A 24,764-nucleotide genomic window follows, 5' to 3' on the forward strand; every position below is an offset into this window, starting at 1 on the left:
AGGAAGGCCCAGTGCTGGATCGACGCTCACTCCTCCGTCTTGGAACCGGTGCCGCCGCGACGGCGGCCCTCGGCACCGTCGCGGCCGCGCCCTTCCCGGGCCACCAGCCGCGCACCAGGCCCCCGGCGTGGGAGAAACTGCGCCGCGAGTTGCGCGGGTCGCTGATCCTGTCCGGGGAACGCGGCTACGAGGGCGCCAAGGAAATGGTCCTCGGCCAGTTCAACTCCGTGAACCCGCAGGGCGTGGCCTACTGCACCTCCCCCGCTGACGTGGCCACCTGCCTGCGATTCGCCCAGGACAACGAGCTGCCGTTCGCCCCGCGCAGCGGCGGCCACAACTTCGCCGGCTGGTCCACCACGCCCGGCCTGATCGTGGACCTGTCGCGGATGAACGGGGTGCGTCCCGATCACGGCTCGGTCCGGCTCGGGCCCGGCGCCCAGGCCGTGGACGTGGTCGACAAGCTCGCCCCGCACGGCCTCCAGACGATCTCGGGTCTGTGCCCCAGTGTCTGCCCCGGCGGCTACATCCTCGGCGGCGGGATCGGCTGGGCCACACGGAAGTACGGGCTGGGCGCGGACCACCTGCGCGCCGCACAGGTGGTGCTCGCCGATGGCCGGATCGTCACGGCCTCGCCCGAGTCGGAGCCGGACCTGTTCTGGGCGCTGCGCGGTGGCGGCGGCGGCAACTTCGGCGTCGTCACAGAGTTCCGCGTCGCGCCCGTGTCGATCCCCACCCTGGTCAACTTCACCCTGGCCTGGAAATGGGAGTACGTCTTGGACCTCACCGAGGCCTATCTGCGCTGGCTTCCGGAAGCGCCCAACGCCTGGGGCTCGACGCTGGTGATGTTCCTGGAGAAGGCCGAACCGGGAGCCGTTCCCCAGGTGCATGTCCAGGGCGCGTACCTGGGAACGGAGCAGGAGTTCCGGAAGGCGCGCGAGGGGCTGTTGTCCGCGGTCGGCATCAAGCCCGCGACCGAGGACGTCTCCGAACGGCCCTACCGGGAGGCGTCGATGCAGTACTACGGCTGCGAGGACAGCACCGTGGAGGAATGCCACCTCGTCGGGTACAGCCCCGAGGCCAAGCTGCCCCGCTTCCACTTCGCCGTCGACCGCGGCAGGTTCGCCGACGGGCCGCTGTCCCGCACCGCGATCGAGGAGCTCATCGCCGCCTTTGACGCGGACCGCCGCGCCGAGCAGTTCCGCTACCTCACCTTCTTCGCCCTGGGCGGGGCGGCGAACGAGGTGCCGCGCACCGCGACTGCGTACGCGCACCGCACCGCGCAGTACTACATCGGCTACACCGTCGGCCTCAACGAGAACGAGCCGGGCTCCGACCAGCGCGCGGCCGCGCAGGCCTGGGGCGACAAGGGGTTCGAGGTCTGCGACCGGTACGCCATCCCGGAGAACTACATCAACTTCCCTGACCCACACCTCGCTGACTGGCGCACCGCCTATTACGGCGAGAACTACGCCCGCCTCACCCAGGTGAAACAGGCGTACGACCCGCATGGGTTCTTCCGCTTCGGTCAGAGCGTCGGCAGATGAGCCATGGCGCCGCCAACAGCGGGCCAGCGCCCGCAGGGCCACCACCTGCCCGGCATCGAGGGGCTCCGCGGCGTCGCGGCGCTGCTCGTACTCATCTACCACGTGGGGGTGTACTCCGGGCAGGTTGGCTCGTCCCAGTGGCAGCAGCGCGGCAACCCCTTCTTCGGGCCGGTGCTGGCCCGGGCCGAAGTCGGGCTGCCGGTGTTCTTCGTGCTCTCTGGCGCGCTGCTGTACCGCCCCTTCGCCCTGGCCACCCGCGCGAACGCCGCGCCGCCCGCCACAGGTCCGTATCTGTGGCGGCGCGCTCTGCGCGTGCTGCCCGCCTACTGGGTGCTCGTCGGGCTGTCCCTGCCGCTACTCAACCGTGAGGCGCTGCACGGAGTGTGGGATGTCGTCCGTCCGGTGCTGCTGCTGCACATCTACCAGCAGGACGTGCTACCCGCTGGCATGGGACACACCTGGAGCCTGGCCGTGGAGATCTCCTTCTATCTCCTGCTGCCGCTTGCCGCCGCCCTGCTCGCCCGTAGCGCGCGCCGCCGGCACGACCCGGTCGCACGGGCCCGGCGGGTGCTGTGGAACCTGGCTGTGGTGGCGGGGCTCAGCGTCGCGTACACGGTGTACTCGCACGGGCCGGCCCTGGGCGCGTACCCGATGGAGTCTCTGTGGCTGCCCGAATACCTCGTGTACTTCGCGGCGGGGATGGCGGCCGCGATGCTCTCGGCCTGCCGTCAGGGGGAGTTGCGGGTGTGGCGGCCGTACGACTGGCTTGTGGAGCACCCGGCGGCGTCCTGGGGGCTGGCCGCCACCGCCTACGCCGTGGCCTGCTCGCCGCTGACCGGCAGCCGGACTGTCGACTACCCATCCGTGGCGCACGCCTTGGCGATCAAGGGGTGCTATCTGGCCACGAGCATGCTCCTGATCGTCCCGTTCACGACGACGCGGCCCACGAAGTCGACGCTGCTCGGCGTGCTGACCCACCCGGTGACTCGGTTCCTGGGGCGCGTCTCCTTCGGGGTGTTCCTGGCGCACCTGTTCGTGCTCGACGCCTATGACGCGTGGAGCGGCACGCCCTTCGCCACGGCCGGGTTCTGGCCACTGCTGACCCTCGTGCTCAGCAGCGCGATCCTCGCGGCCACGGTCTGCCACTACGTCATCGAACGGCCCGCCATGCGGCTGCGGCGCCGGCTCGGGCGGACGGCGGTCACCCGGGCCTGAGGACAGGGCCTGTTGACCGCCGTGCGGCCGGTCGGCCAGTCACCCGCGGTATCGGGCTACGTCCACCATGTCCGGGTCGACGCCCCCGGCGACGACCTCCTTCATCCAGCGCGGCCAGTCGGGCCGGGAGCCGTCAGTGTCGGTCGTCTGATAGGCGTCCGACAGCGCGCGAGAGGTGAGCACCTGGCCGTTCCACCGCTCGCGGTCCGGGTCAGCCGCGAGCCTCGCGACACCGCGGCCGAGGTAGCGCGGCGTCTCGGAGAGCCGGAAGTGAGTGTCCTTGCCGATACCGTCCCTCCACGTCTGTTCCGTCACGCCGAAGTGGTCGAGCATGGCCTCGGAGCGCAGGAAGCCCGGAGTCACCGCGAGCGCGGTGGCCCCGTACTCGGGCAGCTGCTCCGCGAGCCCGCAGGCGAGTCGGCGGACCCCCGCCTTCACCTGGTCGTAGACGAGCGATCCGGAGTTCCCGTCCGCCACCCCGTCGGTCACCTCCACGACCAGGCCTCCCGGCGAGGCGGTCAGCAGCGGCAGCAGCGTGTGCAGGGCCCGCAGATGGGTCTCCAGGCCGTTCCGCCACAGACGCAGGGACCGCTCCAGATCCTGCTGCCAGAACGCACCGTCGAACTCGACCAGCGAGTCACCGCCCCACACGTCGTCGATCAGGATGTCGAGGCGGCCGCCGCACTCGTCGACGACTCGGTCCCGCAGGGCGTCCACGTCGTCCTGGAGCAGGAAGTCGCAGCGGACCGGGATGCCGTCCCCGCCGGCCTCGGTGACCAGCTCGGCCGTCTCCTCGATCGTCTCCGCGCGCCCCATCTCGCTGGGCCGCCCGCGCGTGCTGCGACCCGCCACCAGCACCCGCGCGCCCAACGCGCCGAGTTCCACCGCGATGCCCCGGCCGCAGCCCCGGGTCGCCCCGGCCACCACGGCCACATTCTCACTCAGCGGCAACGTCATGGTGTGCCATCTCCCTTCCGTGCTCCCGGGGCTCCGGGTCCGCACCCGGACCTCCCTGCCAAGAGCGCAACACGGCATCCAGGTCGCTACGCAGCCGCTCTTCGAGCTGTCCGTCCATCAGGAGTGCCCAGTCCTGCACGAGACCGTTCGCCAGAGCGGCCAGGATCGCTGCGGCCTGCGGAGCGGGCGGGGCGAGCGGCAGGGCGGCGGCCTCCACGAGTTCACACAGCACGTTTCTGACCAGCGCCCGCTGCAGCGCGAAGCGCTGCTGGAGCACAGGATCGGCCAGGTCCGTGCCGAGTTGGGCCAGGTGGTTGCGGGCCGTCGCCGGGTCACCGACGCCCTCGCCCATGACGAGCACCGCTGCCCGAAGGGCGGCAACCGGGTCGTCATGAGCTCGGACGACGTCCTGCATTCGCTGGGCCAGCACAGCGGTGCCGCTGTCCATCAGCGCCACGAGCAGCCCGTGCTTCGAACCGAACCGCCCGGCGACGGTGCCAGTGGCCACGCCGGCCGCCACAGCCACCTGCGCCAGGGTGAAGCCGGGCCCGTACCGGCCGATGGCCTGCCCGCACGAAGCGAGCAACTGGCCATCGGTGATCTTCTTTGGGCGTGCCATGACGTCATTGAATCACGATTCAGAAACCGCAGGGCCAGTGTCCGGCAAGCTTCCCAGGCTCTTTCGGCAAACCTGCAAGATCCCTGACAGGGAACCACCGTCTCCGCTTCTCGCTCCCTACCCTTTCGAACGCACGAGTCCGAGCCGGAGTCGAGCGATGGGATGCGCCATGGGCGTTGCCCCGTACGTCAGCGGGACCCTGATGGCACACCCCGAACGCCTAGCCACCCACCACTTGGCCCTTCAGGACGACGTGCTGCTCGAAAAGCACTGGACCGACACGGGTGCGGGCTCGGCATGCCCGCGACGGGTGCCGTGCGCGCCGGCTTCGGCATCGGTACCACGGGTGAGGAGGTCGACCGGTTGGTGGCCGCCGTGGACGCGCTGGTCCGCAGCGGCCCGCGGTGGCACTACGAGCGCATGGCCGGCCTATGGACTCCCGTGCCGGATACGCGCACGCTGCCGGACTGAGCCCAGCCCAACAGCGGTGCGGGCAGCGGCGGTTCGCACGGCGTATCGCCTTGCACGGTTCCGGCCGACCGCCATACCACCTATTCTGAATGAGCATTCAGAAACAAGGGAGCGGCCATGACCTCCAAGGCCACCTGGCAGCGCAAGGAGCTGGCACTGCTGTGGTTACTGTGCTCAGCCCAGTTCATCCTGATCGTCGACGTCGTCGTCGTGAACGTCGCCGTGCCGTCGATACGCAGCGCACTCGACGTGCCGGACAGCTTTCTGCAGCTGACCAGCGTCGCCTACACCGTCGCCTTCGGCAGCCTGCTGATCGTCGCCGGGCGGGCCGGCGACCTCTTCGGCCGGCGGCCGATGCTCATCACCGGGCTCGTGGTCTTCACCTTGATGTCGCTGTGCTGCGGGCTCGCCCAGGAAGGTTGGCAGCTCTTCGCCGCCAGGGCCGGCCAGGGCGTCGGCGCCGCCATGGTCTCGCCCAATGCCATGGCCCTGCTGGTCAGCAGCTTCCGCGAGGGTGAGCTGCGCAACCGCGCGCTGGGAATCTGGGCCGCCGTGGGCTCCGCGGGAGCGATCGCCGGCCAACTCCTCGGCGGCGTGGTGACCGAGTACGTCGGATGGCGCGGGGTTTTCCTGATCAACGGCCCGATCGGCATCGCCGTCGTCACCGCCGCCGTGATGATGCTGCCGGCCCCGCCCGGCCGCCGCCGGGAACCCGGGCGGTCGGCCGAAGGTCTCGACGTACGGGGCGCGATCCTGCTGGCCGTCACGCTCGGCGGCGCCAGCGTGCTGCTCGCGGATGTCTCCGGCGGCGAGAGCTGGATGACGGTGTCCGGCGTGCTCGTCCTGGGGCTGCTGGCGGTCGCTCTGGTGATGACCGAGCGGCGCGCCACCGAACCGGTGCTGCCCGGCGGGCTGCTCATGCGGCGCAACGTCGCCGTCGCCAATCTGGTGCTGATGCTCAACGCGAGCGCCACCACGTCGGCGCTGTACTTCACGACGCTGACGATGCAGACCGAGATGGGGTACGGGCCACTGCAGACCGGCTTCGGCTTCGCGCCGATCACCCTCGTCGTATTGGCACTGTCACCGAAGGCGGGCGCGCTCGTCGAACGGGTCGGAGCGCGTCGGCTCCTGGGCGCCGGATCTCTTGTCTCCGCGGTTGGGCTCCTCATCCTGGTCTTCACCGCGAGCGGCAGTGGCGACTACTGGACCGGAATCCTGCCGGGGCTGGTCCTGGTCGCGGCCGGCAACGGCCTCGCCTACGCGCCGTCGTTCTCCCTCGCCACCGCCGTGCCCGAGGAGGAGAGCGGCCGCGCCTCGGGCCTGATCAACACCGCTCAGGAGCTCGGCTCGGCGTCCGGCCTCGCCGTGCTCGCCTCCATCGCGACCCTCGGTGCGCTGGGGGGTCTCGGCGACTTCTCCCTCGGCTACCTCGCTGGGGCGGGTGCAGCTCTGGTGGCCGCGCTGCTCGCCTGCGCGGCGCCTCCACCAGAAAAGAACGACCAGTCCGACGACGGCACTGACGAGACGGACGGAATATCCGAACCGCTGACCGCCCGAAAGGGCCGGACCACGGAGGATTCGTGAAACAACCCCTGCCGGACCACGTGCGTGAGGTATTCGCGCGGACCCTCACTTGTGAGGCCACTACGCTGACCCGTAAGGAGAAACGGCCGATCACCATCCCCTTGCTGCATCTGTGGCGGCCCGACCACGGCGATTTCATCCTCAGCAGCGGCATCATCATTCCCAGCAAGCTGTATCGAATTCAGCGTGATCCGCGCATCTCCCTGTCCTTCACGGAATTCGTTGGGACCGGGCTGACCGATCCGCCCGCCGTGCTGGTGCAAGGAGCCGCGACGGTCGACGACAAGGTCTACGGAGCTGCGGGCATGGAGGACTTCTGGGAAGAGCTCTTCCGCAAGAAGCCGTCGTCCCAGGACCTGGTCTTCGACCCGGACGAGCGGCTGGTCGACACCCGGGTGCGGACGTACTGGCGGGCCCGGATCACTGTCCGACCGCAGAAGATATGGGCCTTATGGGGCAAACCGGGAGAACAAGAAGTGGAGCGTGTGCTGTGACCCTCAATGCCGACGGAGATGACCGGATCGCTGACCTGCTCGCCCATTTCGGTGGGCAGTCCGCGAACCCCGTGCTCAGTTTCCTGGACGCCGAGGGCCTGCCCTTCAGCATCCGGTGCGGTGCGCGCTGGACGGGAGAGTCCTTCCTCCTCAAGACGCTCCCGTCCGGGCCCGGAGCCCCGCCGGGCCGGGTGCCCGCGTCGCTGCTGTGGCATCACCACGACGAATCCCTGGAGGACCAACGGTCGGTGATGCTGCACGGCACGCTGGAGCAGAAGGAGGGCCGGCACGAGCCCGGGGCGGTCTTCAGGCCGACTGCTCCGCCCGTGGTCGTCGGGCTCGAGCCCGTCGATGTGGAGGCCCTGTTCCGCACGTTCAACCGGCGCTCCGACGCCTACCTCGAGCGGCACTCCCTTCAGCCCCCGCAGGTCGACTGGGAAGCCCTTGAACGGATCATCGCCAAAGTCAGGGCTGAGCCGCGAACACGCTGAGCGCGCCGCCCCGCGCATTCACGCCGCAGCCTCAACGGCCCGCCCCGGAATCCTCCGGGGCGGGCCGTTAGCGTTTTCGTCTGCCGGCATGGAATCCACCACTCCGCCGCGACCGAGAAAGAAAGCCGGAAAGGAGACGGAAAGATTCGATGACATGCCCTGTATTCCGCTGTGCAATGTTGCAACCACGTGACGGGGCAGCAGTCTCGCATCTTCACACTTCTCACGGACTGATGGGAATATCCCTTGACCACTCATCGCTCCAGCTTCTCCCCACCCCCCGGCGACCCTTGGCTGACGATCGGCGAACACACCTTCCGGTCACGGCTCATCGTCGGCATTGAGCAGTACGACTCGGTCTCGGTAGTGCGCGACGTACTCACGATCACCGGAGCTGACGTCTTCATCACCACCGTCGACCCCGACAACCGGCGCAGCAGCCTTTTGCTGTCCGATCTCGACAACGCGATCGACCTGGACCGGTTCGTCTGGATAGGAACCACCTCGTTCTCCCGTTCCAAGGACAGCGCGCTGCGTACAGCGGCGATCCTGCGCGACTCTCTGGGCATCCGCATCCTGAAGCTGGATGTGCGGGGAGAGAACAACGTGCCGGACAACCGGCAGACCCTGGAAGCGGCCCACGAACTCCGCGCGGACGGCTGGGCACTGATGCCGTTCATCCTGCCCGACGTGGAGATGGCCATGGCCCTGCAGGCGGCTGGCTGCGAGGCCCTGCGGGTCATGGCGTCGCCCGTGGGCTCGGGCCGCGGCATCGCCGATCCCGGCCCCATCCAGGAGATCATCGATGCGGCGAGCATCCCGGTCATCGTGGAAGGCGGCCTCGGCAGCGCCAAGCATGTGGCCCTCGCGATGGAGATGGGTGCCGCCGCCACGCTCGTCAACACCGCTTTGGTGCAGGCCAAAGATCCCATGAAGATGGCGCTCAGCATGAGGTACGCGGCGACGGCGGGAAGGCTCGCCTACGAGTCGGGGCCGATGCCCGAGGCCGTGGCCGTTTGATGGCCGCCCCGGGGGACGTCGCGTCCATGCCGGACAGTGCCGCGCTCGTGCCCGAGCGAAGCCGCCCGTGGCGGGGCGTTCCGGGGTTCCTCGCCGGCGCCACCGCCCTGGCCGCCCTCGGGCTGGCGGCCGGCGGGACCGCCGGAACGCTCCTGGCCACGGATCTGGCCGACACCCCTGCCGTAGCGGGGCTGCCGGTGGCGCTGCACCTCAGCGGCTCCGCTGTCGGCGCTCTCCTGGTATCGCATCAGGGGAGCCTCGGTCACCGGGGGCGCGGGCTGGCGCTCGGCCTGCTCATCGGCGCCGTCGGCGCCGCGATCGTCGTCCTCGCGGCGGCGCGGGGCAGTCTGCCGCTGATGCTCGCCGGCAGCACGCTCCTGGGCACGGCCAACTCCTCCATTTTCCTGGTCCGTTACGCCGCCGCGCAGGCGGTGCCGGACGGCAGCCGCGGGCAGGCCCTGGGCACGGTGTTCTTCGCGACCGCGTTCGGCGCGGTGCTGAGCCCACTGCTGTTCGGACCCAGCAGCTCGGTAGCGCGCGCCGCCGGATTCCCCGCGCTTGCCGGCCCGTACCTCGTCGCCCTGGCCGCGTTCAGCCTCTCCGCCCTGCTGCTCGCCGCCGGCACCACACCACGCGTTCCGCTCCTCGGGCGGGCCGCGCGTGTACTCACCGCCGGCACCCGAGGCACCCCCGGCGGGCTCCGGCTCCAGGAGGCACTGCGCACCCGGGCCACGGCGGTCGCCCTGTGCGCGCTGGCAGGGGCGAACTTCGTCATGGTGGGCATCATGACGATCGTGCCGGTCCACCTCGACCGGCACGGCGCCGGCCACGGGATCGTCGGGTTCCTGGTGGCGCTGCACGTCGTCGGGATGTTCGCGGTCGCTCCGGTCACCGGCCGACTGGCCGATCAGCACGGTCCCGTACCCGTTGTGCTCGCCGGCGCCGTCGTTTCGCTGGGCGCCTGTGTGCTGGGGGCCTTCGGCGACGGCGGGGCGACGCCTATGACCACCGTCTATCTCGTGCTGGCCGGCCTGGGCTGGAACGCCGGCGTGGTGGGTGCCAGCGCACTGCTCACCGAATCGGCCCCGGAGTCCGTGCGCACTCATGCCGAAGGCATCGGCGAAGCGACGATGGGGGCCGCCGCCGTTGTCGCCGCCCCGCTCGTGGCCGCGGTTCCCGCCGTGTGGGCCCTGCCCCTGCTGGGCGTGTGCGCCGGGGCCCTGACGCTGCTTGCCACAGCCGAGCTACGCCGGGTCCCGGCCGACCGGAGAGACCCCATACAAAGGACGTCGATGTGAAGATACTGACCTGCAGCAACAGTTGTCCGCAGTGGGAAGGCAGGCGGCTCAGCCCGCGCTCCCCTGGTGGCCTCGTGCCCATGCTCATCGACCTGCTCAACACATACGGCGGCGAATGGATCTTCACCGCTCCCCCGGGTGTGGAGACAGCCGGGCCAGTGACCCTGGACGGCGGCATCGTCCTGCATCCGGTGCAACTGGACGAGGAGCTGCGGCACCGGCACTACGACACGATCTCCATCAACCTGCTGCTCGGGCTGCTGCATTACCTGCACGACACCTCGGTCGAGCCCCTCTTCGACAACTCACTGTGGGAGGGCTGGGCCGGATACGAGGCCGTGAACCGGTTGTACGCGAAGCAGCTCGCCGAGCGGTCCGCGAACACCGCGGACGAGCTCGTCCTCCTCAATGACCCGCACCTCATGCTGGTGCCCGAGTTCTTCGCCTCGCAGCAGCTGACCCGGCGCAGCAGGCTCACCTATTTCCTGGGCACCCCTTGGTGCGAACCGGACTACTTCACCGTCCTCCCGGAGCGCATCCGCACCCGGCTCCTGGAGTCCCTCCTGAACTGCGACGTCGTGGGGTTCCACGCCCGACGCTGGTCGGATGCCTTCCTCGCCTGCTGTGAGCGGTTTCTGCCGCACGCCCGGGTGGACGCCGACACCGTCACCTACCGGGAGCACGTCACCCACGTGGTGTCCGCGCCGTTTCCTCTGGACGTCGGCGTCCTGGACACGATGGCCGACGAGTCGGCGACCCGCCGCTGGACGGAGCGTCTGGAGGGCATGGCGGCCGGCCGGCGCACGATGGTCAGGGCCGACCGGATCGACCTGTGGAAGAACATCCCCCGGGGGTTCGCCGCCTACGCGGCCGCTCTTGAGCGCAACCCACGGATGGCGGAGGAATGCTGGTTCGCGGCGGTGGCCACCCCACCCAGCCGCGCCGCCGAGCGGCACCTCGCCTACCAACAGGCGAGCGAGGCGGCGGTCCGCCGCATCAACGAGCGCTTCGGGCGGCCGGAAAAGGAGGCGGTCACGCTCATCCACCCGGGCAAGGGCCGGGATTCGCGCAACTGTGTCGTCGCCGCCTTGCGCATGAGCAGCGCCGCAGTCGTCAACTCGACCTACGACGGCCTGAACTTGTTCGCGAAGGAGGCGGCATACCTGCTCGACGACAGCGCTGAATTGCTCCTTTCCGCCAATGCCGGCGTGCACGAACAACTCGGCCCGCTCGCCCGCACCATCGACCCGTTCGACCTGGACCAGACGAGCCGGGCCATGGAGGAGTCCCTGAGCGTCGGCGGCGGCCCCGGTGCCGGGACGGCTCACGCGCGGCGCATGCTGCTGCGGTCGGAGTCCCCGGAGGACTGGCTCCGGGCCGTCTTCCTTCTGTGACCTGTGCTGATCTGGGCTCCCGGGCCATGTGATTCCCAGCGGAGCTCGGGGCCGTTGGGAATCACACGGGTAGGGCCTCGGCGACGCCCCATGACACACCGCCCCGACCCATCCGCCAACCGGGAGGACCTCAGTCCTCCCCGGCCGGCCCATCGTTCGGCTCCAGGATGTATCCCCGCCCCCACGCGGTGCGTATCACCAGCCCCAGCGGGCGAATACGTCGCCGTATCCGCATGATGTGAAGGTCGAGTGCATTCCGGCTGCTACACGCCCGCTGCTCGACCAGACATTCGACGAGCTCATTTCTGGTGGAGAGCTTGCGGAACCCGGCGGTGAGAATTTCCAGTAACGCCGACTCCACAGGCGACACGGAAATCAGCCGGTCCCGATATTTCAGCGAGCCGTTGAGGTCGACGCGAGGCCTGGTGTACGGAAATGACCTGGCACGCAGGGCCGCGACTCGGGCGCGCAGGTCCTCGCGGCTTATGGGTGCTCGAACCCAGTCCTCGCGCACATCACGGCATACCGGTGCGGGCGCTCCTCCCTCGATGATTAACAGCCGTAACAGCCCTTGCCGCTCACACCTGCTTCTCTTCGCAGAATCGACTGGCCACCGCACAAACTGGACCTCCGCCATTTCTGTTTGACCCTGCCGCACGAATCAATCTCCCTTTCTCCAAGTACCCTTGCTGGGATTCCGTGTCATTCCACGCTTGTCGATAAGGTGAGGAAAGAGCAGTAATGGCCAACTCCGGGCGTGACGCCCTCAAACGCGCCGGTAACTTCATGGTCTTCCCGTAGGTGATCGCCGACTCCCGCGGTACCGGCGGCCGCGCAGAGCACGTGTGCCCCGTCGGACGGCACACGACCCGCGGCCGCAGCCCCCGCATGTCGCATGCGTCGGCACGTTGACATCCGCGGGTTTCTGAACGTCCAATCAATAACCGCCGTTCGGTAGTGAAGCACTCTTCGTTGCCAGTTGCCAAGGGGCTCTGACGCATGTCTTGCCCGGGCCCGCGCCGGGCGCCCCGCCTACCAGCGCACCGGCAGCGTCGCCGCCTTGCGCATGACGGAGCCGGTAGCCCAGGCCATCTCGTCTGCTGGTACCGCGAGCTCCATCCGAGGGCGCCGGGTGATCAACGCCTCCAGTGCGATCTGCAACTCGGCCCTGGCCAACTGGGCCCCCAGGCAGTAGTGCGGACCGTGGTGAAAGGTGAGATGGGGGTTGTGGTCACGCGACAGGTCCAGCTGATCGGGAGCGGTGAAGACCCGCTCGTCCCGGTTGGCGGCGTTGTTGGAGGGCACGACCGTCTCGCCCGCCCGGATCAGCTGACCGGCGATCTCGACATCCTCCGTCGCCACCACGGGGTTTCCGCCGTACGACAGCAGGGGGGTGAACCGGAGCAGTTCCTCCACTGCCCTCGGCACTCCCTCGGGGTCCGCCCGCAGGCCGGCCAGTTGATCCGGGTGGGTCAGCAGGAGATAGACGAAGTTGCACAGCTGGGAGGAGGTCGTCTCGTAACCCGCGATGACCACCCCGAACCCGAGGTTGGCGAGGGCTTCGTCGGACAGGCTGCCCGCTGCGTCGTTCTGCCGCACCAGGGCGCCGAAGAACGACTCCGTCGGCGCCTCGCGCTCCCGGGCGACCAGCTCGATGAAATAACTCTTGACCCCCTCGACCGCGGCGGCGATCTCCTCAGGGGGGTACGCGGTAGTGGAGACGACCGCGGCGAACAAGGGCTCGAACCTGCCCCTGTCGGTGTACGGCACGCCGGTGAACTCGCACACCACCTGACCGGCGAGCGGCTGGGCGAACTCGGTCGTGAGGTCGACCACGGCTCCCGCACCGGCCGGCGCGCGTTCCAGCAGCTCGTCCACGAGCTCCTGGATTCGGGGGCGGAACTTCTCCACGCGATGCGGGGTGAACGAACGGTTCAGCAGGGCGCGCAGCCTGGTGTGTTCCGGTGGGTCGAGATAACCGAGCCCCTCGGCGACCGGCTGCGCGAAAAAGCGCGGTGAGTCCGGCCCGATCGAGGAGGCTCGGCTGAACCGGCCGTCCGAAAGAATCGACCGCACGTCATCATGCCGCGTCACCAGCCACGCCTGACCGCCGAATGGCAGCGTCACGCGCTGAACAGGATGGTCGCGCCGCAACGGCTCATACTCCGGCGCTATATCAAGCGCGGGACAAGAAGTGAACGGATAAGACGGCGCTTTGAACGTATCCACGGAACATACTCCTCAGCCATCGGCGCCCGAGGCCACCGCCCCTGCTCCGTCACGGCCGGCCGCGCGCCCGCGTCCGGTTCATCAGCACGCGTGCGTCACGAAAGCTGGTACATGGCAGGCACAGCCGGCCTTTGCGGGGACTCTTTCTTCCCAACTCGTACGAAGCTCTCAAGATCTTATAAGCAGCGCTGGAATTCTTTCCGCTCCCTGACAGAAAGAGATGCCATTGGACGGGCTGGCCACTAGAACTGTCCGTAATCCGGCGAACCGCGTCCTGGGGGTGTCCATGCTCGATCGGCGCTCGGTACTGCGCTTGGGAACGGGTACCGCGGTCCTCGGGACAGCGGCCGCGAGGAGTGGCGCGCCGTGACTGCCACAGAGAGCCGGGTGCCGTGGGAGCGGCTGAGGCAGGCACGGCCTCGTGGGAGCCGGCCTACTACGCCGAGAACCTGCCACGCCTGCGTGCGGTCCGCCGCGCTTACGACCCCCACCACTTCTGCCGTTTCGCCCAGGCGATCCCCTGACACACCCCGCTCCGGTTCGGGCAGAGCGCCCACTTCCAGCTCAGCGCACCATTGGCCCGGCTGCCGGAGCGGGGCGCGCCGGAGGTGCTGTCCGAGCGCATTCCCGGGTGCGGGCCGCCGACGGCTCCCCACCCGACTACCTCTCGGCGGACTCATCTTCCACGCCCTGAAGGAACGTAGCTGCCCTCACGTACGGGAAAACGGAGGTCCGACCACATGATTCGCCACGACGACCCCAAGACCGCGCTCCCGGAATTCGCGCATCTGTTGACCGGCTACCGGATCGCCGTGAACGAGATCGACGGGACCGAGCTGCTCGAGATGTACAAGGAGGCAGGTCTGCTCTACGAGCAGAAGCTGAAAATGCTCGGGAACCATCTGGAACTCATCCGCTCCAATTGGGACCGCGCGCTGCGCAGCCCCGATGACCTGTTCACCGTCGTCACCTGCTCCGACGACCGGGGAGCGTGGGCGGCGATCTCCATGTGGCGCGCTGCGGAAGAAACCCACGCCATGCAGTCGTTGGTCTCCAACGGCAAGAACCCCTACGCCACTCGTGCCGCGGTCGTCGCCGCGTACCGACATCTTTGGGGCATCGGAGCGCAGTACCGTTCGAGCTGGTACCGGCCCGAGCACCCCGTTGCGGCTGACTTCGGACGGCGGGTGGCCCTGGACCACGACAACACCGCTGCTGTACCCCTGGACTACTGCCCGTACCGGCCCAGCGGTGACACCCCCTCCGCCGGGATCGACATCGAGCCGGTGCACGGCACGCTGACCGATGACCAACTGCGTCTCATCGCCGATTCGCACGGACCGCTGTTCGCCGCCGCCGGACACCTCACCGGACCCGACCCCCGGTGCAATGAGTTCAACCGCACCTGGGGCCGCTGCGGACTGTTCCGCTACCAGGTGCCGCTCGTCGCCTACGCCCGTTCCCGGCTCGTCGGTATCGCCGTCTGTCAGCGCGGCGCGTTCGGGGTCAGCCCCTCGCTGCTGGAGAACAAGTGTGACCTCATCCTGGACCACACTGCGGACCAGGCAGTGCAGCGCCGGACGGCGGCGGCGCTGCTGCACCGCGCACGCGAGGTCTACCAGGACTTCCCAGACTCCCCCATTCCGGTCATGTCCCATCCCCGCAGCAGGCACATCCTTGACGGCCTCGGCCTGCACCGCACCCGTGGATACGTCGAAATGATCACCACGCGAGCGGGCTTCCGGCACGCCTGCCAAGCCGTTTGCGACTCCTACCTCGACCGGAACCAGCAACAACGACAGGATGCCTGAAGATGCGTTATCTCATGGAAGACCCGCGCGAAGCCCGCCGCCTCAGCGAGAAGGTCACCCCGGACCGGTGGGTCGGCGACTGGATCGACGAACATCTCAAACCCGGGATGGACGTCCTCGACGCCGGCTGCGGACCGGGCACCATCGCCCGCACCGTCGCCGACCGTGGCATGGGCATCACCGTCACCGGCGCGGACATCGGCAGCCACCGGGTCGCCGAAGCCCGGCGCAACCTCGGCGACAAAGGCACTGCCGTCGAGGCCGACGTCCGGCATCTGCCGTTCCCCGACGACTCCTTCGATTTCAGCTACTGCCGCCTGATGCTGCAGTTCGTGCCGGATCTGGCGGCGGCGATCCACGAGCTCGCCCGGGTCACACGACCAGGCGGCAAGATCGTTCTGTACGAACTCGATGGTCAGCTCAACTGGAACCATCCGATCGACGACCGGCTCCAGACCCTGCTGTCCAAGGTCCTCGCAGGCACCGGCGAGCAGGGCTTCGACTGGCAGGTAGGACGCAAGCTCTATACAGCTGCCGTCCGCTGCGGGCTGCGCGACATCGACGTCGCGGTCGAGCCCTACCACCTGATCGCGGGCGCCATCGACCCGCGGCAGCGCAGCCAGTGGCAGCTGAAATTCGACATTGCGAAGCCCACAGCCACCGCCGCCCTGGGCAGCAGCGAGGCGGCCGAGGAGTTTTTCGCCCTGTTCATGGAGCACCTGGACCGTCCGGACACCCTCACTTACAGCGTCGCGTTCGCGGTTACCGCGTCGGTTCCGGCGGGAGAGGCGTCGTAGGCCGCGCGGAGTGATCGGCCGATGATCTGCGGACCCCGGCTGGACACGGGTCGGCGATGCCATAGGACTCTGTCGGGACGCGACCTGACCAGTGGCTTCTCTTGTTTCCACGCTCCATGTTCCCCACAGAGGGTTCCAATCTGCGCGTCACAGACGTTCGATCACCGCGTCAGCCGACACGTGTCTTCGGCAGATGTGCCGACATCGTCACGACGAGCGAATTCCCGCACGTCAAGCGGGTGTAGCACGGCCGGCCCATGATTGCGGCTCCTGCCTAGGACTCGAACCTGCGGCCAGCGGCCTTACCCCTTGAGCTGAATCACCGCCTCGATGACCAGCTCACCCCCATGGGCCAGCGGCTCTCCGCGTTCCCATGTATCGCGCCGACAAGGGGGAGCCCGGACCCGGCAGCGCCCGCCCGCACCCCCTCCGGCGTGCACAGCGCCTGTGCACGGCGTTCAACGTCTTGATGCACTGCCCATCCGGACGCGAAGCTCTGGAGCACTCGACGGTGTCCCGGTCGATCAGGCGGATGGAGGATGCCGGCCTGCTCACCCGTGAGCCGTCCTCCAACGACCGCAGGGCCATGATCGTCTCCCTCTCCGAGAAGGGAGAAGCGATGCGCCAGCCAGCCACCGATGTGTGGATGACCCTTGAGCAGATCGCCGTGGAAGCGATCCAGAAGACCGGGCAGGAAGGCTTCATGACCGCGGCGGCAGAGCTGGAGCGCGCCTACACAGCCGCCCGCCGCACCTGAGCCGAACTGCCGGGGGCGAGCCCGTCTCGCTGGAGCTGCCCGCTCTCCAAAGCACCAAGGGGACGCGCCGGCTCGGCCGCCCTCACCAGGGAAACCGGCTGGGAGAAGAGCCGCTTGTCCCACCACCTCAGCCGCACGGAACGGCGTGGACTGCTGCGCCGCCGAGACGGCGCAGAGGGCAGCAGATATTCCGACGTCATGCGACCGAAGTGGTCCGCGAACTGCAGACCCTCCTCGCCACCTGGGCCGGCGCCTGCCCCACCTGCCACCGCGACATACCAACCCACATACCAACCGGGCCAAGCCCTACGAGAGACCGCACACGCACCGGAGGAGGACGCCGGTACCTGGACGCCCGGTCGGGCCTGACTTTAGAGTGCGGCAGGTAAGCGCTTTCTGTCCTGACCATGCCAGCGCATCGGAAAGGTAGTGCCGCGTGCCGCACAACGACTCGCACAACGAGCCGCACAGACCGTCCCACAACGAGCCGCACAGCCAGCCACAGCACGGACAGCCGCAGTCGTGGACCCGCAAGTCGTTCCTCCGGGGCATGGCGGCCGCCGGAGTGGCCCCCTTGCTCCCCGGCGTGCTTCCCGCGGCCGCCCATGCCGCACCCTCCTCGGACCGGTCCGGCTTCCCCCTGGTGCGCGGCGGTGTCGCCGTCGATCTGTTCGTGGACCCGGCGGACGACCCCGCCGTCGTCCGCACGGCCGGTGACCTGCAGACGGACGTGGAACGGGTCAGCGGGGCGAAGCCACGGCTGCTGCACACCGTGCCGAAGAAGGCCGAGCACGTGGTCCTCATGGGCACCATCGGTGCGAGCCCGGTCATCGACCGGCTCATCAAGGAGAGACGCCTGGACATCTCCCGAGTGAAGGGCCGCTGGGAGGCGTCGGTGACCCAGGTCGTGGAACGCCCGCTGCCGGGGGTGAAACGCGCCCTGGTGATCGCGGGGAGCGACCGGCGCGGCACCGTCTACGGCATCTACGACACCTCGGAACGGATCGGCGTCTCGCCCTGGTACTGGTGGGCCGACGTGCCCGTCGAGCACCGCGACACCGTGACGGTCCCGGCAGGCCCTCTCAAGCGGTACGAGCCGTCCGTCCGTTACCGGGGCATCTTCATCAACGACGAGCAGAACCTGACCACTTGGTCCCACCGCACGCAGGAGCCGGACAAGAACATCGGCCCCGAGACGTACAAGCGCGTCTTCGAGTTACTCCTCCGCCTCAAGGCCAACTATCTGTGGCCGGCCATGCACCCCTACTCCGACTTCTTCAACAAGCACCGCGAGAACCCCGAGCTGGCCGACCGCTACGGCATCGTGGTCGGCTCCAGCCACCCGGAGGCCGTGCTGCGCAACGGCGTACACGAGTGGGAATCCTGGGCGGAGGAGCACCGGGGCGCCGACGGGAGCCTGCCGGTGTACGACTACACGGTGAACCCCGGCGTCATCTCCGACTACTGGCGGGCCCGGGCACGGCAGAACGCCGCGTACGAGAGCAGTTGGACGCTCGGCATGCGCGGTCTGCACGACAGTGCGCTGGAGACCCGCCACGCCACCACGATTCCGGAGAAGGTCGTGGTGATGAACGACATCATCGCGGACCAGCGCCGGATCCTGGCCGAGGAGGTCGGCGCCGAGGTCAGGCCGCAGATCTTCATCCCGTACAAGGAGGTCCTGGAGCTGTACAACGCGGGGGTCCAGGTCCCCGACGACGTCACGTTGATCTGGCCGGACGACAACCACGGCAACATGCGGCAGCTGCCAGACGAGGCGGAGCGGCGGCGCCCGGGCGGCAACGGGATCTACTACCACCTCTCCTACTGGGGCCGCCCCAGGAGCTATCTCTGGCTGGACACCACGCAGTTGAGCAAGGTGTGGCAAGAACTGCGCCGGGTCTACGACCATCGGGCCGACCGGATGTGGATCTTCAACGTCGGCGACATCAAGTCGATCGAGAACGGGCTGTCGTTCTGCCTGGACATGGCCTGGGACGTGGACCGCTGGGGGCCCGACAACGTCGAGGAGTTCCTGGTCGAGTGGGCCGGGCGGCAGTTCGGGCGGCGCCACGGCAGGGAGATCGCCGCGATCCGTACGGAGTACTACCGCCTCGCGGCGGAGCGGCGTCCGGAGTTCATCGACCGGGGCATCTTCTCGACGGTCCAGCACGGCGATGAGGCGGGCCGGCGGACAGCCGCGTACGAGAGCCTGCTGGAGCGGACCCGGGCGCTCGGCGCCAAGCTGCCCGATGCCTACCGGGACGCCTTCTACGAGCTGGTCGAATACCCCGTCCACGGCGCGTACTTGATGAACCTGAAGTTCTACTGGGCAGACCGCAACGCGCTCGCCGTCCGGCAGGGCCGGGGAGCCGGCACCAACCGCTTCGCGGACCTGGCCGAGGCCGCCCACGCCGAGGAACAGGCGATCACCAAGCGCTACAACACCGAGATCGCCGACGGCAAATGGGACGGCATCGTCAACCCGTATCCCTCGCAGATACCGAAGGCGCCGGGCCGCCCCACCGTGTCCAGGGTCGCGGCGCAGGAAACGTCGGGGCTGGGAGTGGCGGCCGAGGGAAACGACACCGGGGCCGACCGGCCGCTCTCCTTCTCCTCCTACACCCGGGACCGGCGCTTCGCCGACGTGTTCAACACCGGTTTCGTGCCGTTCGACTGGAGCGCGGCGGTGAGCAGTCCATGGATTCGGCTGAGCGCGTCGGGCGGCACGGTCACCGACCAGACGCGGGTGTGGGTGGAGATCGACTGGGCGCGGGTCCCCGAGGGCTCGCACGAGGCGACGGTGACCTTCACCGGTGCCGGCCGGAGCATCGACGTACCGCTGCGGGTGCGGGCCGACGGGGAGCGGGCGCGCGAGCGGGCTCGTGGATACGTCGAGTCGCACGGATACGTCTCGATCGTCGCCGCCCACTTCGACAGCAGGGTGGGGCGCGGCGGCGCGCGCTGGCAGACCGTGCGGGGGCTCGGCCGGCACTCGGCCGCGGTGGAGACGGTGCCGTCGACCGCGGCCCCGGTCACCGCGGATCACGCCACGCGGGCACCGGAGTTGCGGTACCGGGTGCGGTTCGACGGGACCGGCACGTTCCCGGTGACCGTCTTCCGTCTTCCGTCCCTTGACGAGCGAGGACACCGCCGGGTGGCCGTCGGCCTCGACGACGGCCCGGTGACCGTGCTGTCGGGCCAGGCCGTCGCCACCGGCAACCGGGGCGACGCCTGGGCCCGCAACGTGGAGGAGGGCATCGAGAAACTGACCGCAACGGTGACCGTCACCGAGCCCGGTGAGCACGTCCTGCGCGTATTCATGGCCGACGCCGCGATCACCGTAGACCAGATCGTCGTCAACACCGGTGGCCTGCCCGACAGTTACCTCGCACCGCCGGAGAGCTACCACCGCTTCCATAACCCCGATCCTGGTTCCGGTCCGGCCCTTCGTCGTCAGCACCTGCCTGGGCCCGGGAAGCAGGGCCAGGATTAGGCGCTCCGGCGGAAGGTCGGCCGTGTTGCTCGGAGGCGGTGTAGGGGTAGGAGGCGGCCTCGTCGGGGCCCAGACCGAGGTGGATCCGGTTCGGGGCGAGGGCCTGGAGCAGGCCGTACTGCTCGGCGACGGTCAGTGGGGGGGGTGGTTGGGCAGCATCACTCCGCCCGCCCCGAGCCGCAGCCGCGTGGTGTGGGCGGTCAGCCGGGCCAGCAGGACGGCGGGGCTGGAGGAGGAGACGCCGGGCATGGAGTGGTGCTCGGTCACCCAGTAGCGGGTGAAGCCGCGCTTCTCGGCGAGTTCAGCCAGGGCGATGCTGCCGGACAGTGCGTCGGCGGCGCTGATGCCGCGGCCGGCCAGGGCGGTGTCGAGGTCGTTGAGCAGTCCGTTCGTGTAGCTGACCAGTTGGGGAATGCCGTCGCGGCGGACCTGGGAGATCCAGTTGTCGAGGCGTTTGGTGTTCTGCGAGGCGAAGACGTCGGCGAAGGTGCCGATGCGTTCGTGCACAGTCTTCAGCTCCGGGCAGCGCCCGTGCAGGCTCTTGAGGAAGACGCGTTGATCGTCGTCGAGACGTTCCGGACGGGTCATCAGCAGTCGGGAGACCTCGAAGGGGCTGCGCTCCAGAGCGGGCAGGGGAAGACCCAGGTCCAGGACCTCTTGATGATCGGTCGCGTAGAGGCGGACCGTTCCCTCGCTGCCCGAGAAGCCCTGCCCGGCGATCTCGCGGTGCAGGGCGGCGATGTTGTGCTGCCCCTCGGCCCAGCGGCGATGCAGGAAGCTCTGGTACGGGGCGATAATGCCGGTGCGCTTGGGCCAGGTCGGCGCGGCCTGCTGCCAGGTCGGCGCGCGAGCGTAGCGTCGCACCGCGTTGCGGTCCAGCTCGAGATGGCGGGCGATGGCGCGTAGCGCCATCCCCTGTTCCAGCAGTTCGTGCACCGCGATGTGGAGGCGGCGCGCGTGGGCGGCGCTCAGCCCGCCCGGTACGGGGGTCGCCGGTGTGCCGGTGGCGGGTTCGGGCAGGCAGGGGCGGTGGGCCGCGACCACCTCGTAGACCTTGCGGCCGAGCCCCTGCCACAGGGTGGAAGCGGTCGGAGACCTGGACGGCGTCGGGAGCGCCGGCGGTGATGGCGTTGCGGTAGGTCTGGGAGCCATCGCGACAGACCACCTCGATGCCCGGATGCGCGCGCAGCCAGGCGGTCAGGGGCTCGGCGTCCCGGGTGTCCCACACGTCGAGTGTGGGTTACGGCCCGAGAGGCCGCGCTGATTTTCGTCACTGACTGTAGTGATGCTCGCGGCCAAATAACTCCCCATCAGGTGGCCGTGGGTGGGGAAAACCAACTGGCCACCGACACGGGTTCACTTCTGCGGAGGCGGTGACTTCTTGCGTGACCGCAGGTACACCGCCACGGCGATCACGATCAGCAGGTTCCCCACGATCCACTGCCCACCACCGTCGGTGAGCGTGTGCGGCAGGTCGGTGTACCTGAACATGCAGTAGAGGCTGGTGCCTCCGAGGGCCCACAGGAGCAGCGCCGCGGGCGCGTTCCGCCCGATCAGGTAGCGGAGGACCAGGATCACGCCGATCCCCATCAGCGCAAGGCCGTTGGTGTGGGCTGTCGCGCCCTCCAGGAATCTCGTCATGAAGACACCGACGCCAGTGACCAGCACCCCGGCGAAGAGCATGAACTTCATGTCACCACATCTCTTCTGAGTGGAGAAGGATCGATGCGGACCGAACGCTAACCCCCGCGACTCGGGACCCGTCCCGGCGGCATGATCACGGCTTGAGCATGCCGGGACCCCTCCCGGTCGTTCCGCAACAGGCCACCCAGGGCGACACCCCGCCGGACCGGACGACTTCGACGCCTGGGTCACCCGCGCCGTCTTCAACCCCACCCGCCCGCTCTTCCCCGAAGCCCGCTACCTGCTCGCCGAGGAGCCCGAACTCCACGGCACCGCGCTTCGTCGGCTGGTGGGAGGCATCACCGCATACCGCCTGCCACAACGATGCGTGGTCCGACAACCTCTTCGGCGTCCCGGAGACCACCGGCACATCCGCACCCGTCACCGCGATCGACTGGTCCATGGCCGGGCACGTCCCCTACGGCAGCGACATGGGCAACCTCGCCCTGAACCTGCTCCGCCCGGCGGCAGACTTACCCGGGCTGGACGCCGCCGCGTTCGACGGATACGTACCCGGGCTGCGCGAGTCCGGCATCCGCGTCGAACGCCGCCTGGTGCGATTGGGCATGGTGCTGAACGCAGCAAAGGAGGCTGACTCGTCCCGGACATGGTCGCCCGAGTCACCGACACCAGCATCTACAGGGACCCGGCCACCGACACCACCCGCCGCCTCTTCACCGAACGAGCCGCCGTCCTGCACCATCTCGCCGCCTGGGCCGACGAGGCCCGCGCTCTCGCCAACGCCCACATCATAGGAGGGGTTCCGGAAGATCTTGTGTTGAGGCCGTCCGCCGTGGGGACAGCTTCCCTCAACACGAGCTACACCCACCCGAGATCACCCAACGTGACAGCGTCCGCTCAGAATCGGGGGCCCGGAGCCGCGTCAGAGCCTCGGCGTACTCATCACCCGCGCTATCGAAGTCACCGTCCCTGAATGGGAAGCACGGCCTCCACGGTCACCCGCCCACCGGAAAACCGCAGCTCACACCCGTTCCCATCTGTCTGGTCCCCCGCCAAGGGCTCGAACCTGCGACCAACACCCGCTCGAGGGCCGGCGCTCGGCCCCCGAGCCACGGACCCACGCGCCACGACGGACCGCACGCCGCCCCGGACCGACAGTCCGGGGCGGATGCACCACCGCCCCACCACCGGCCCCGGACGCCCCGCAGCAGGCCCGTCGGCTACGGATTCCGCGGCCGGACAGCACCCCATCCCGCTGACGACCCGTCAGGCAGATGCAGCACCGATCCAGCAGCGGTACGGATAACCAGAGATGACAACAGGTGACGACGTATCAGATGATCCAGCACGGATCCAGCACAGGGAACGGCAACGGGGCCAGCCCTCGAAAGGACTGACCCCACCTGACCTGCATGTTTGTCAGATCGAAAATTCGATGCCAAGGCAGCCGTCAAACATTGAAGCGGAACTCCACAACGTCATCGCCATCCATCGAAGCGGTCTTCGACAGACGCACGGCGACCGTCACTTGCACTGAATCTCCGGTTTCGCAGGGGTACAGCTCGATCAGGCCTTGGTCGCGGCTCATCCCGGGACCCGAGCCTGCAGTCAATGCCCTACTTCTTGAGCTAAACCACCGCCCGACGGAGCCATGCACGGCGACCCGCGTGCACCACGCATGAGCAGCGCCAGCCGACTCCGCCCTCCACCTCACTGAGGTTGCCCGCCTGACCAGCCAGCCAGCCCCAGACCATAGCCCCTCGCCTCTTCGCCCCGCCCCAAAACCAGCCACCTACGGCGCACAACGGCTGCCTACCGCTCCTCGCCCTCAGTCATGGGGACACATACGACGGGGCGCACCCCCGACACCACCCCTCCGACCTGCACAGACACCAACGAGAGCGTTCAAGACCTCGATGCGTTGTCCACCTGGTCCGGGAGCCCTCGCAGCCAAGGGGACATTTACTGGAGGGCAAAGAGGACGCTTCCCACGACCCCACTTGAGCGGATGGGAGCAGCTCGCCCCCTTGACCAGAAAAAGCCGGGAGCACCAGGCCCCGGCGGTGGGAGCAACCGGACCTCAACCGGATCGGGCGACCTGCGGTCAACCACCGATTGACGCCGTCCGCGTCGCTTGGGAGCGATGGGAGCACGGGGAGCGGACGAGGGCTCCCAATCCGCGCCCGGACACACAACAGGGGCCACCCGAAGATGGCCCCTGAACTGCGACAACGCGGAATTCCGCTGTCGGGACGACAGGATTTGAACCTGCGACCCCTTGACCCCCAGTTGGGTGGTCCGTGAGCGGCGTGCGACGGGTCGTTCTTCGAGGTCAGTGTCCAGCGTACTCGGCCGAGTAAAGGAGTCTGTGTACTCAGGCCTCCGCCGGACCGCCTCGTCGCCTCACGCACCGCCTTCCGCTCGTCGAGGGGAACCGCAACGAACTCTGACGTTTCCATCGTCTCGCTTCGGCCAAGAGCCAGCAAGCCGGAACATGTATGCGGTCCTTGCGCTCTGAGGCGACTCTGGCCCACGTGCCGTCGATACCCACCTGACGGTGCGAATCGCTGAAAGGAACATATACGTCGAGCGCCCTGGCCTCCCAGCGCCGTGTGCCCTCGACGCCACTCCGCGGTGAAGCGGTCCTGGATTGGTGGATTCTCTACGCCTTGGCTCCAGCCCCGAGTTAGGGCTGCTGGGCGTAGTAGTCGGCTTCGTGTTCGGCGGGCGGATATCGGTTCGCGGGACGCCATCCGTTCAAGATGCGGCCCGACTATCGGGATCCTCGATCTACCGCGACTCCTATGGAGCCAGCGCCGGGATTCGACCACCCATGCCCAATTGGGCATGCGTGCGACCTTGTGTGCGCCCTGCCCACGCCACGTAGCTTCCGGAATTGACGTGTACAGATCGCGCGAGCGGCAGGGGGCGCATTGAAAC

The 24,764-nt window shown here is 68.6% G+C and carries 22 protein-coding genes and 1 pseudogene; 14 read left to right on the forward strand and 9 right to left on the reverse strand.

Going from position 1 to position 24,764, the window contains the following annotated elements:
- Nucleotides 1–11 precede the first annotated feature (11 nt).
- Nucleotides 12–1,544 carry an FAD-binding oxidoreductase gene (locus tag OP79_RS34075; protein WP_033325732.1) on the forward strand — a complete coding sequence of 511 codons (1,533 nt, stop codon included), beginning with the start codon at nt 12–14 and terminating at the stop codon, nt 1,542–1,544.
- Nucleotides 1,545–1,547: 3 nt separating this feature from the next.
- A complete protein-coding gene (locus OP79_RS34080) occupies nt 1,548–2,759 on the forward strand; it encodes an acyltransferase family protein (RefSeq protein ID WP_033325733.1) in 1,212 nt (403 codons plus the stop codon).
- Nucleotides 2,760–2,798: 39 nt separating this feature from the next.
- Here the strand turns inward: OP79_RS34080 and OP79_RS34085 are convergent, their stop codons facing one another.
- Nucleotides 2,799–3,716 (reverse strand): SDR family oxidoreductase, encoded by a 918-nt coding sequence (locus tag OP79_RS34085; protein ID WP_033325734.1) that lies wholly within the window; start codon nt 3,714–3,716, stop codon nt 2,799–2,801.
- Nucleotides 3,697–4,335, reverse strand: a complete 639-nt coding sequence (locus tag OP79_RS34090) for a TetR family transcriptional regulator (RefSeq protein ID WP_051745129.1) — start codon at nt 4,333–4,335, stop codon at nt 3,697–3,699. Before OP79_RS34090 ends, OP79_RS34085 begins: the two co-directional genes overlap by 20 nt.
- Nucleotides 4,336–4,632: 297 nt before the next feature.
- Between OP79_RS34090 and OP79_RS55475 the strand changes: the two genes are divergently transcribed.
- The 7 genes from OP79_RS55475 (at nt 4,633) to OP79_RS34120 (ending at nt 11,090) form a co-directional block, all read left to right on the forward strand.
- A complete protein-coding gene (locus OP79_RS55475; protein WP_157857403.1) occupies nt 4,633–4,806 on the forward strand; it encodes a hypothetical protein in 174 nt (57 codons plus the stop codon).
- A 117-nt stretch (nt 4,807–4,923) separates the two neighbouring features.
- The gene (locus OP79_RS34095) at nt 4,924–6,393 is read left to right on the forward strand and encodes an MFS transporter (protein WP_051745130.1); all 1,470 of its coding nucleotides are present in this window, start codon (nt 4,924–4,926) and stop codon (nt 6,391–6,393) included.
- Nucleotides 6,390–6,887 (forward strand): pyridoxamine 5'-phosphate oxidase family protein, encoded by a 498-nt coding sequence (locus OP79_RS34100; RefSeq protein WP_051745131.1) that lies wholly within the window; start codon nt 6,390–6,392, stop codon nt 6,885–6,887. Before OP79_RS34095 ends, OP79_RS34100 begins: the two co-directional genes overlap by 4 nt.
- Nucleotides 6,884–7,378, forward strand: coding sequence for a hypothetical protein (locus tag OP79_RS34105; RefSeq protein WP_033325735.1), 495 nt, complete (start codon nt 6,884–6,886; stop codon nt 7,376–7,378). The genes OP79_RS34100 and OP79_RS34105 overlap by 4 nt, the downstream gene beginning before the upstream one ends.
- A gap of 246 nt (nt 7,379–7,624) precedes the next feature.
- Nucleotides 7,625–8,398: a beta/alpha barrel domain-containing protein gene (locus OP79_RS34110; RefSeq protein WP_033325736.1), complete on the forward strand. Its 774-nt coding sequence runs from the start codon at nt 7,625–7,627 to the stop codon at nt 8,396–8,398.
- A 26-nt stretch (nt 8,399–8,424) separates the two neighbouring features.
- Entirely contained in the window at nt 8,425–9,696 is a 1,272-nt protein-coding gene (locus OP79_RS34115) for an MFS transporter (RefSeq protein WP_157857404.1), read from the forward strand.
- Nucleotides 9,693–11,090, forward strand: a complete 1,398-nt coding sequence (locus OP79_RS34120; protein ID WP_157857405.1) for a trehalose-6-phosphate synthase — start codon at nt 9,693–9,695, stop codon at nt 11,088–11,090. Before OP79_RS34115 ends, OP79_RS34120 begins: the two co-directional genes overlap by 4 nt.
- A 130-nt stretch (nt 11,091–11,220) precedes the next feature.
- Here OP79_RS34120 and OP79_RS34125 read toward each other — a convergent pair whose 3' ends face one another.
- On the reverse strand, nt 11,221–11,604 hold the full coding sequence (locus tag OP79_RS34125; RefSeq protein ID WP_245685547.1) for a helix-turn-helix domain-containing protein: 384 nt from the start codon (nt 11,602–11,604) through the stop codon (nt 11,221–11,223).
- Between the two features lie 518 nt (nt 11,605–12,122).
- Entirely contained in the window at nt 12,123–13,217 is a 1,095-nt protein-coding gene (locus OP79_RS34130) for a cytochrome P450 (protein WP_211270914.1), read from the reverse strand.
- Nucleotides 13,218–13,711: 494 nt separating this feature from the next.
- Between OP79_RS34130 and OP79_RS56515 the strand changes: the two genes are divergently transcribed.
- The 5 genes from OP79_RS56515 (at nt 13,712) to OP79_RS34150 (ending at nt 20,180) form a co-directional block, all read left to right on the forward strand.
- On the forward strand, nt 13,712–13,843 hold the full coding sequence (locus OP79_RS56515) for a BBE domain-containing protein (protein ID WP_211270915.1): 132 nt from the start codon (nt 13,712–13,714) through the stop codon (nt 13,841–13,843).
- A 216-nt stretch (nt 13,844–14,059) separates the two neighbouring features.
- A complete protein-coding gene (locus OP79_RS34135; protein WP_033325743.1) occupies nt 14,060–15,130 on the forward strand; it encodes a hypothetical protein in 1,071 nt (356 codons plus the stop codon).
- A 2-nt stretch (nt 15,131–15,132) separates the two neighbouring features.
- Nucleotides 15,133–15,927 (forward strand): class I SAM-dependent methyltransferase, encoded by a 795-nt coding sequence (locus tag OP79_RS50675; protein ID WP_051745132.1) that lies wholly within the window; start codon nt 15,133–15,135, stop codon nt 15,925–15,927.
- 532 nt (nt 15,928–16,459) lie between these two features.
- Nucleotides 16,460–16,684: a hypothetical protein gene (locus OP79_RS57325; protein WP_051745133.1), complete on the forward strand. Its 225-nt coding sequence runs from the start codon at nt 16,460–16,462 to the stop codon at nt 16,682–16,684.
- A 550-nt stretch (nt 16,685–17,234) separates the two neighbouring features.
- Complete coding sequence (locus OP79_RS34150; protein WP_078492185.1) at nt 17,235–20,180, forward strand: glycosyl hydrolase 115 family protein; 2,946 nt, start codon at nt 17,235–17,237, stop codon at nt 20,178–20,180.
- Nucleotides 20,181–20,247: 67 nt separating this feature from the next.
- Here the strand turns inward: OP79_RS34150 and OP79_RS57330 are convergent.
- The 5 genes and pseudogenes from OP79_RS57330 to OP79_RS55480 form a co-directional block, all read right to left on the reverse strand.
- Nucleotides 20,248–20,564: pseudogene (locus tag OP79_RS57330) on the reverse strand (LLM class flavin-dependent oxidoreductase); the annotation flags it as partial.
- On the reverse strand, nt 20,482–21,408 hold the full coding sequence (locus tag OP79_RS58640; RefSeq protein WP_425428646.1) for a transposase: 927 nt from the start codon (nt 21,406–21,408) through the stop codon (nt 20,482–20,484). The pseudogene OP79_RS57330 and the gene OP79_RS58640, both read right to left, overlap by 83 nt.
- A gap of 128 nt (nt 21,409–21,536) precedes the next feature.
- Complete coding sequence (locus tag OP79_RS34160; RefSeq protein ID WP_033325744.1) at nt 21,537–21,872, reverse strand: hypothetical protein; 336 nt, start codon at nt 21,870–21,872, stop codon at nt 21,537–21,539.
- A gap of 85 nt (nt 21,873–21,957) precedes the next feature.
- Nucleotides 21,958–22,266 (reverse strand): hypothetical protein, encoded by a 309-nt coding sequence (locus OP79_RS34165; protein WP_033325745.1) that lies wholly within the window; start codon nt 22,264–22,266, stop codon nt 21,958–21,960.
- A 1,008-nt stretch (nt 22,267–23,274) separates the two neighbouring features.
- Nucleotides 23,275–23,412, reverse strand: coding sequence for a hypothetical protein (locus OP79_RS55480; protein WP_157857406.1), 138 nt, complete (start codon nt 23,410–23,412; stop codon nt 23,275–23,277).
- Nucleotides 23,413–24,764: the final 1,352 nt, after the last annotated feature.

The organism is Streptomyces yerevanensis (assembly GCF_000716805.1).
In the GTDB taxonomy this organism is placed as follows: domain Bacteria; phylum Actinomycetota; class Actinomycetes; order Streptomycetales; family Streptomycetaceae; genus Streptomyces; species Streptomyces flaveus.

What these genes read in the sequence shown, in the direction of transcription:
- OP79_RS34080 (WP_033325733.1), top strand. Translation starts at nt 1,548, where the DNA reads ATGGCGCCGCCAACAGCGGGCCAGCGCCCGCAGGGCCACCACCTGCCC.
- OP79_RS34085 (WP_033325734.1), bottom strand. Translation starts at nt 3,716, where the DNA reads ATGACGTTGCCGCTGAGTGAGAATGTGGCCGTGGTGGCCGGGGCGACC.
- OP79_RS34090 (WP_051745129.1), bottom strand. Translation starts at nt 4,335, where the DNA reads ATGGCACGCCCAAAGAAGATCACCGATGGCCAGTTGCTCGCTTCGTGC.
- OP79_RS55475 (WP_157857403.1), top strand. Translation starts at nt 4,633, where the DNA reads ATGCCCGCGACGGGTGCCGTGCGCGCCGGCTTCGGCATCGGTACCACG.
- OP79_RS34095 (WP_051745130.1), top strand. Translation starts at nt 4,924, where the DNA reads ATGACCTCCAAGGCCACCTGGCAGCGCAAGGAGCTGGCACTGCTGTGG.
- OP79_RS34115 (WP_157857404.1), top strand. Translation starts at nt 8,425, where the DNA reads ATGCCGGACAGTGCCGCGCTCGTGCCCGAGCGAAGCCGCCCGTGGCGG.
- OP79_RS34135 (WP_033325743.1), top strand. Translation starts at nt 14,060, where the DNA reads ATGATTCGCCACGACGACCCCAAGACCGCGCTCCCGGAATTCGCGCAT.
- OP79_RS50675 (WP_051745132.1), top strand. Translation starts at nt 15,133, where the DNA reads ATGCGTTATCTCATGGAAGACCCGCGCGAAGCCCGCCGCCTCAGCGAG.
- OP79_RS57325 (WP_051745133.1), top strand. Translation starts at nt 16,460, where the DNA reads ATGGAGGATGCCGGCCTGCTCACCCGTGAGCCGTCCTCCAACGACCGC.
- OP79_RS34150 (WP_078492185.1), top strand. Translation starts at nt 17,235, where the DNA reads ATGGCGGCCGCCGGAGTGGCCCCCTTGCTCCCCGGCGTGCTTCCCGCG.
- OP79_RS34160 (WP_033325744.1), bottom strand. Translation starts at nt 21,872, where the DNA reads ATGAAGTTCATGCTCTTCGCCGGGGTGCTGGTCACTGGCGTCGGTGTC.
- OP79_RS34165 (WP_033325745.1), bottom strand. Translation starts at nt 22,266, where the DNA reads ATGGACCAGTCGATCGCGGTGACGGGTGCGGATGTGCCGGTGGTCTCC.
- OP79_RS55480 (WP_157857406.1), bottom strand. Translation starts at nt 23,412, where the DNA reads ATGAGCCGCGACCAAGGCCTGATCGAGCTGTACCCCTGCGAAACCGGA.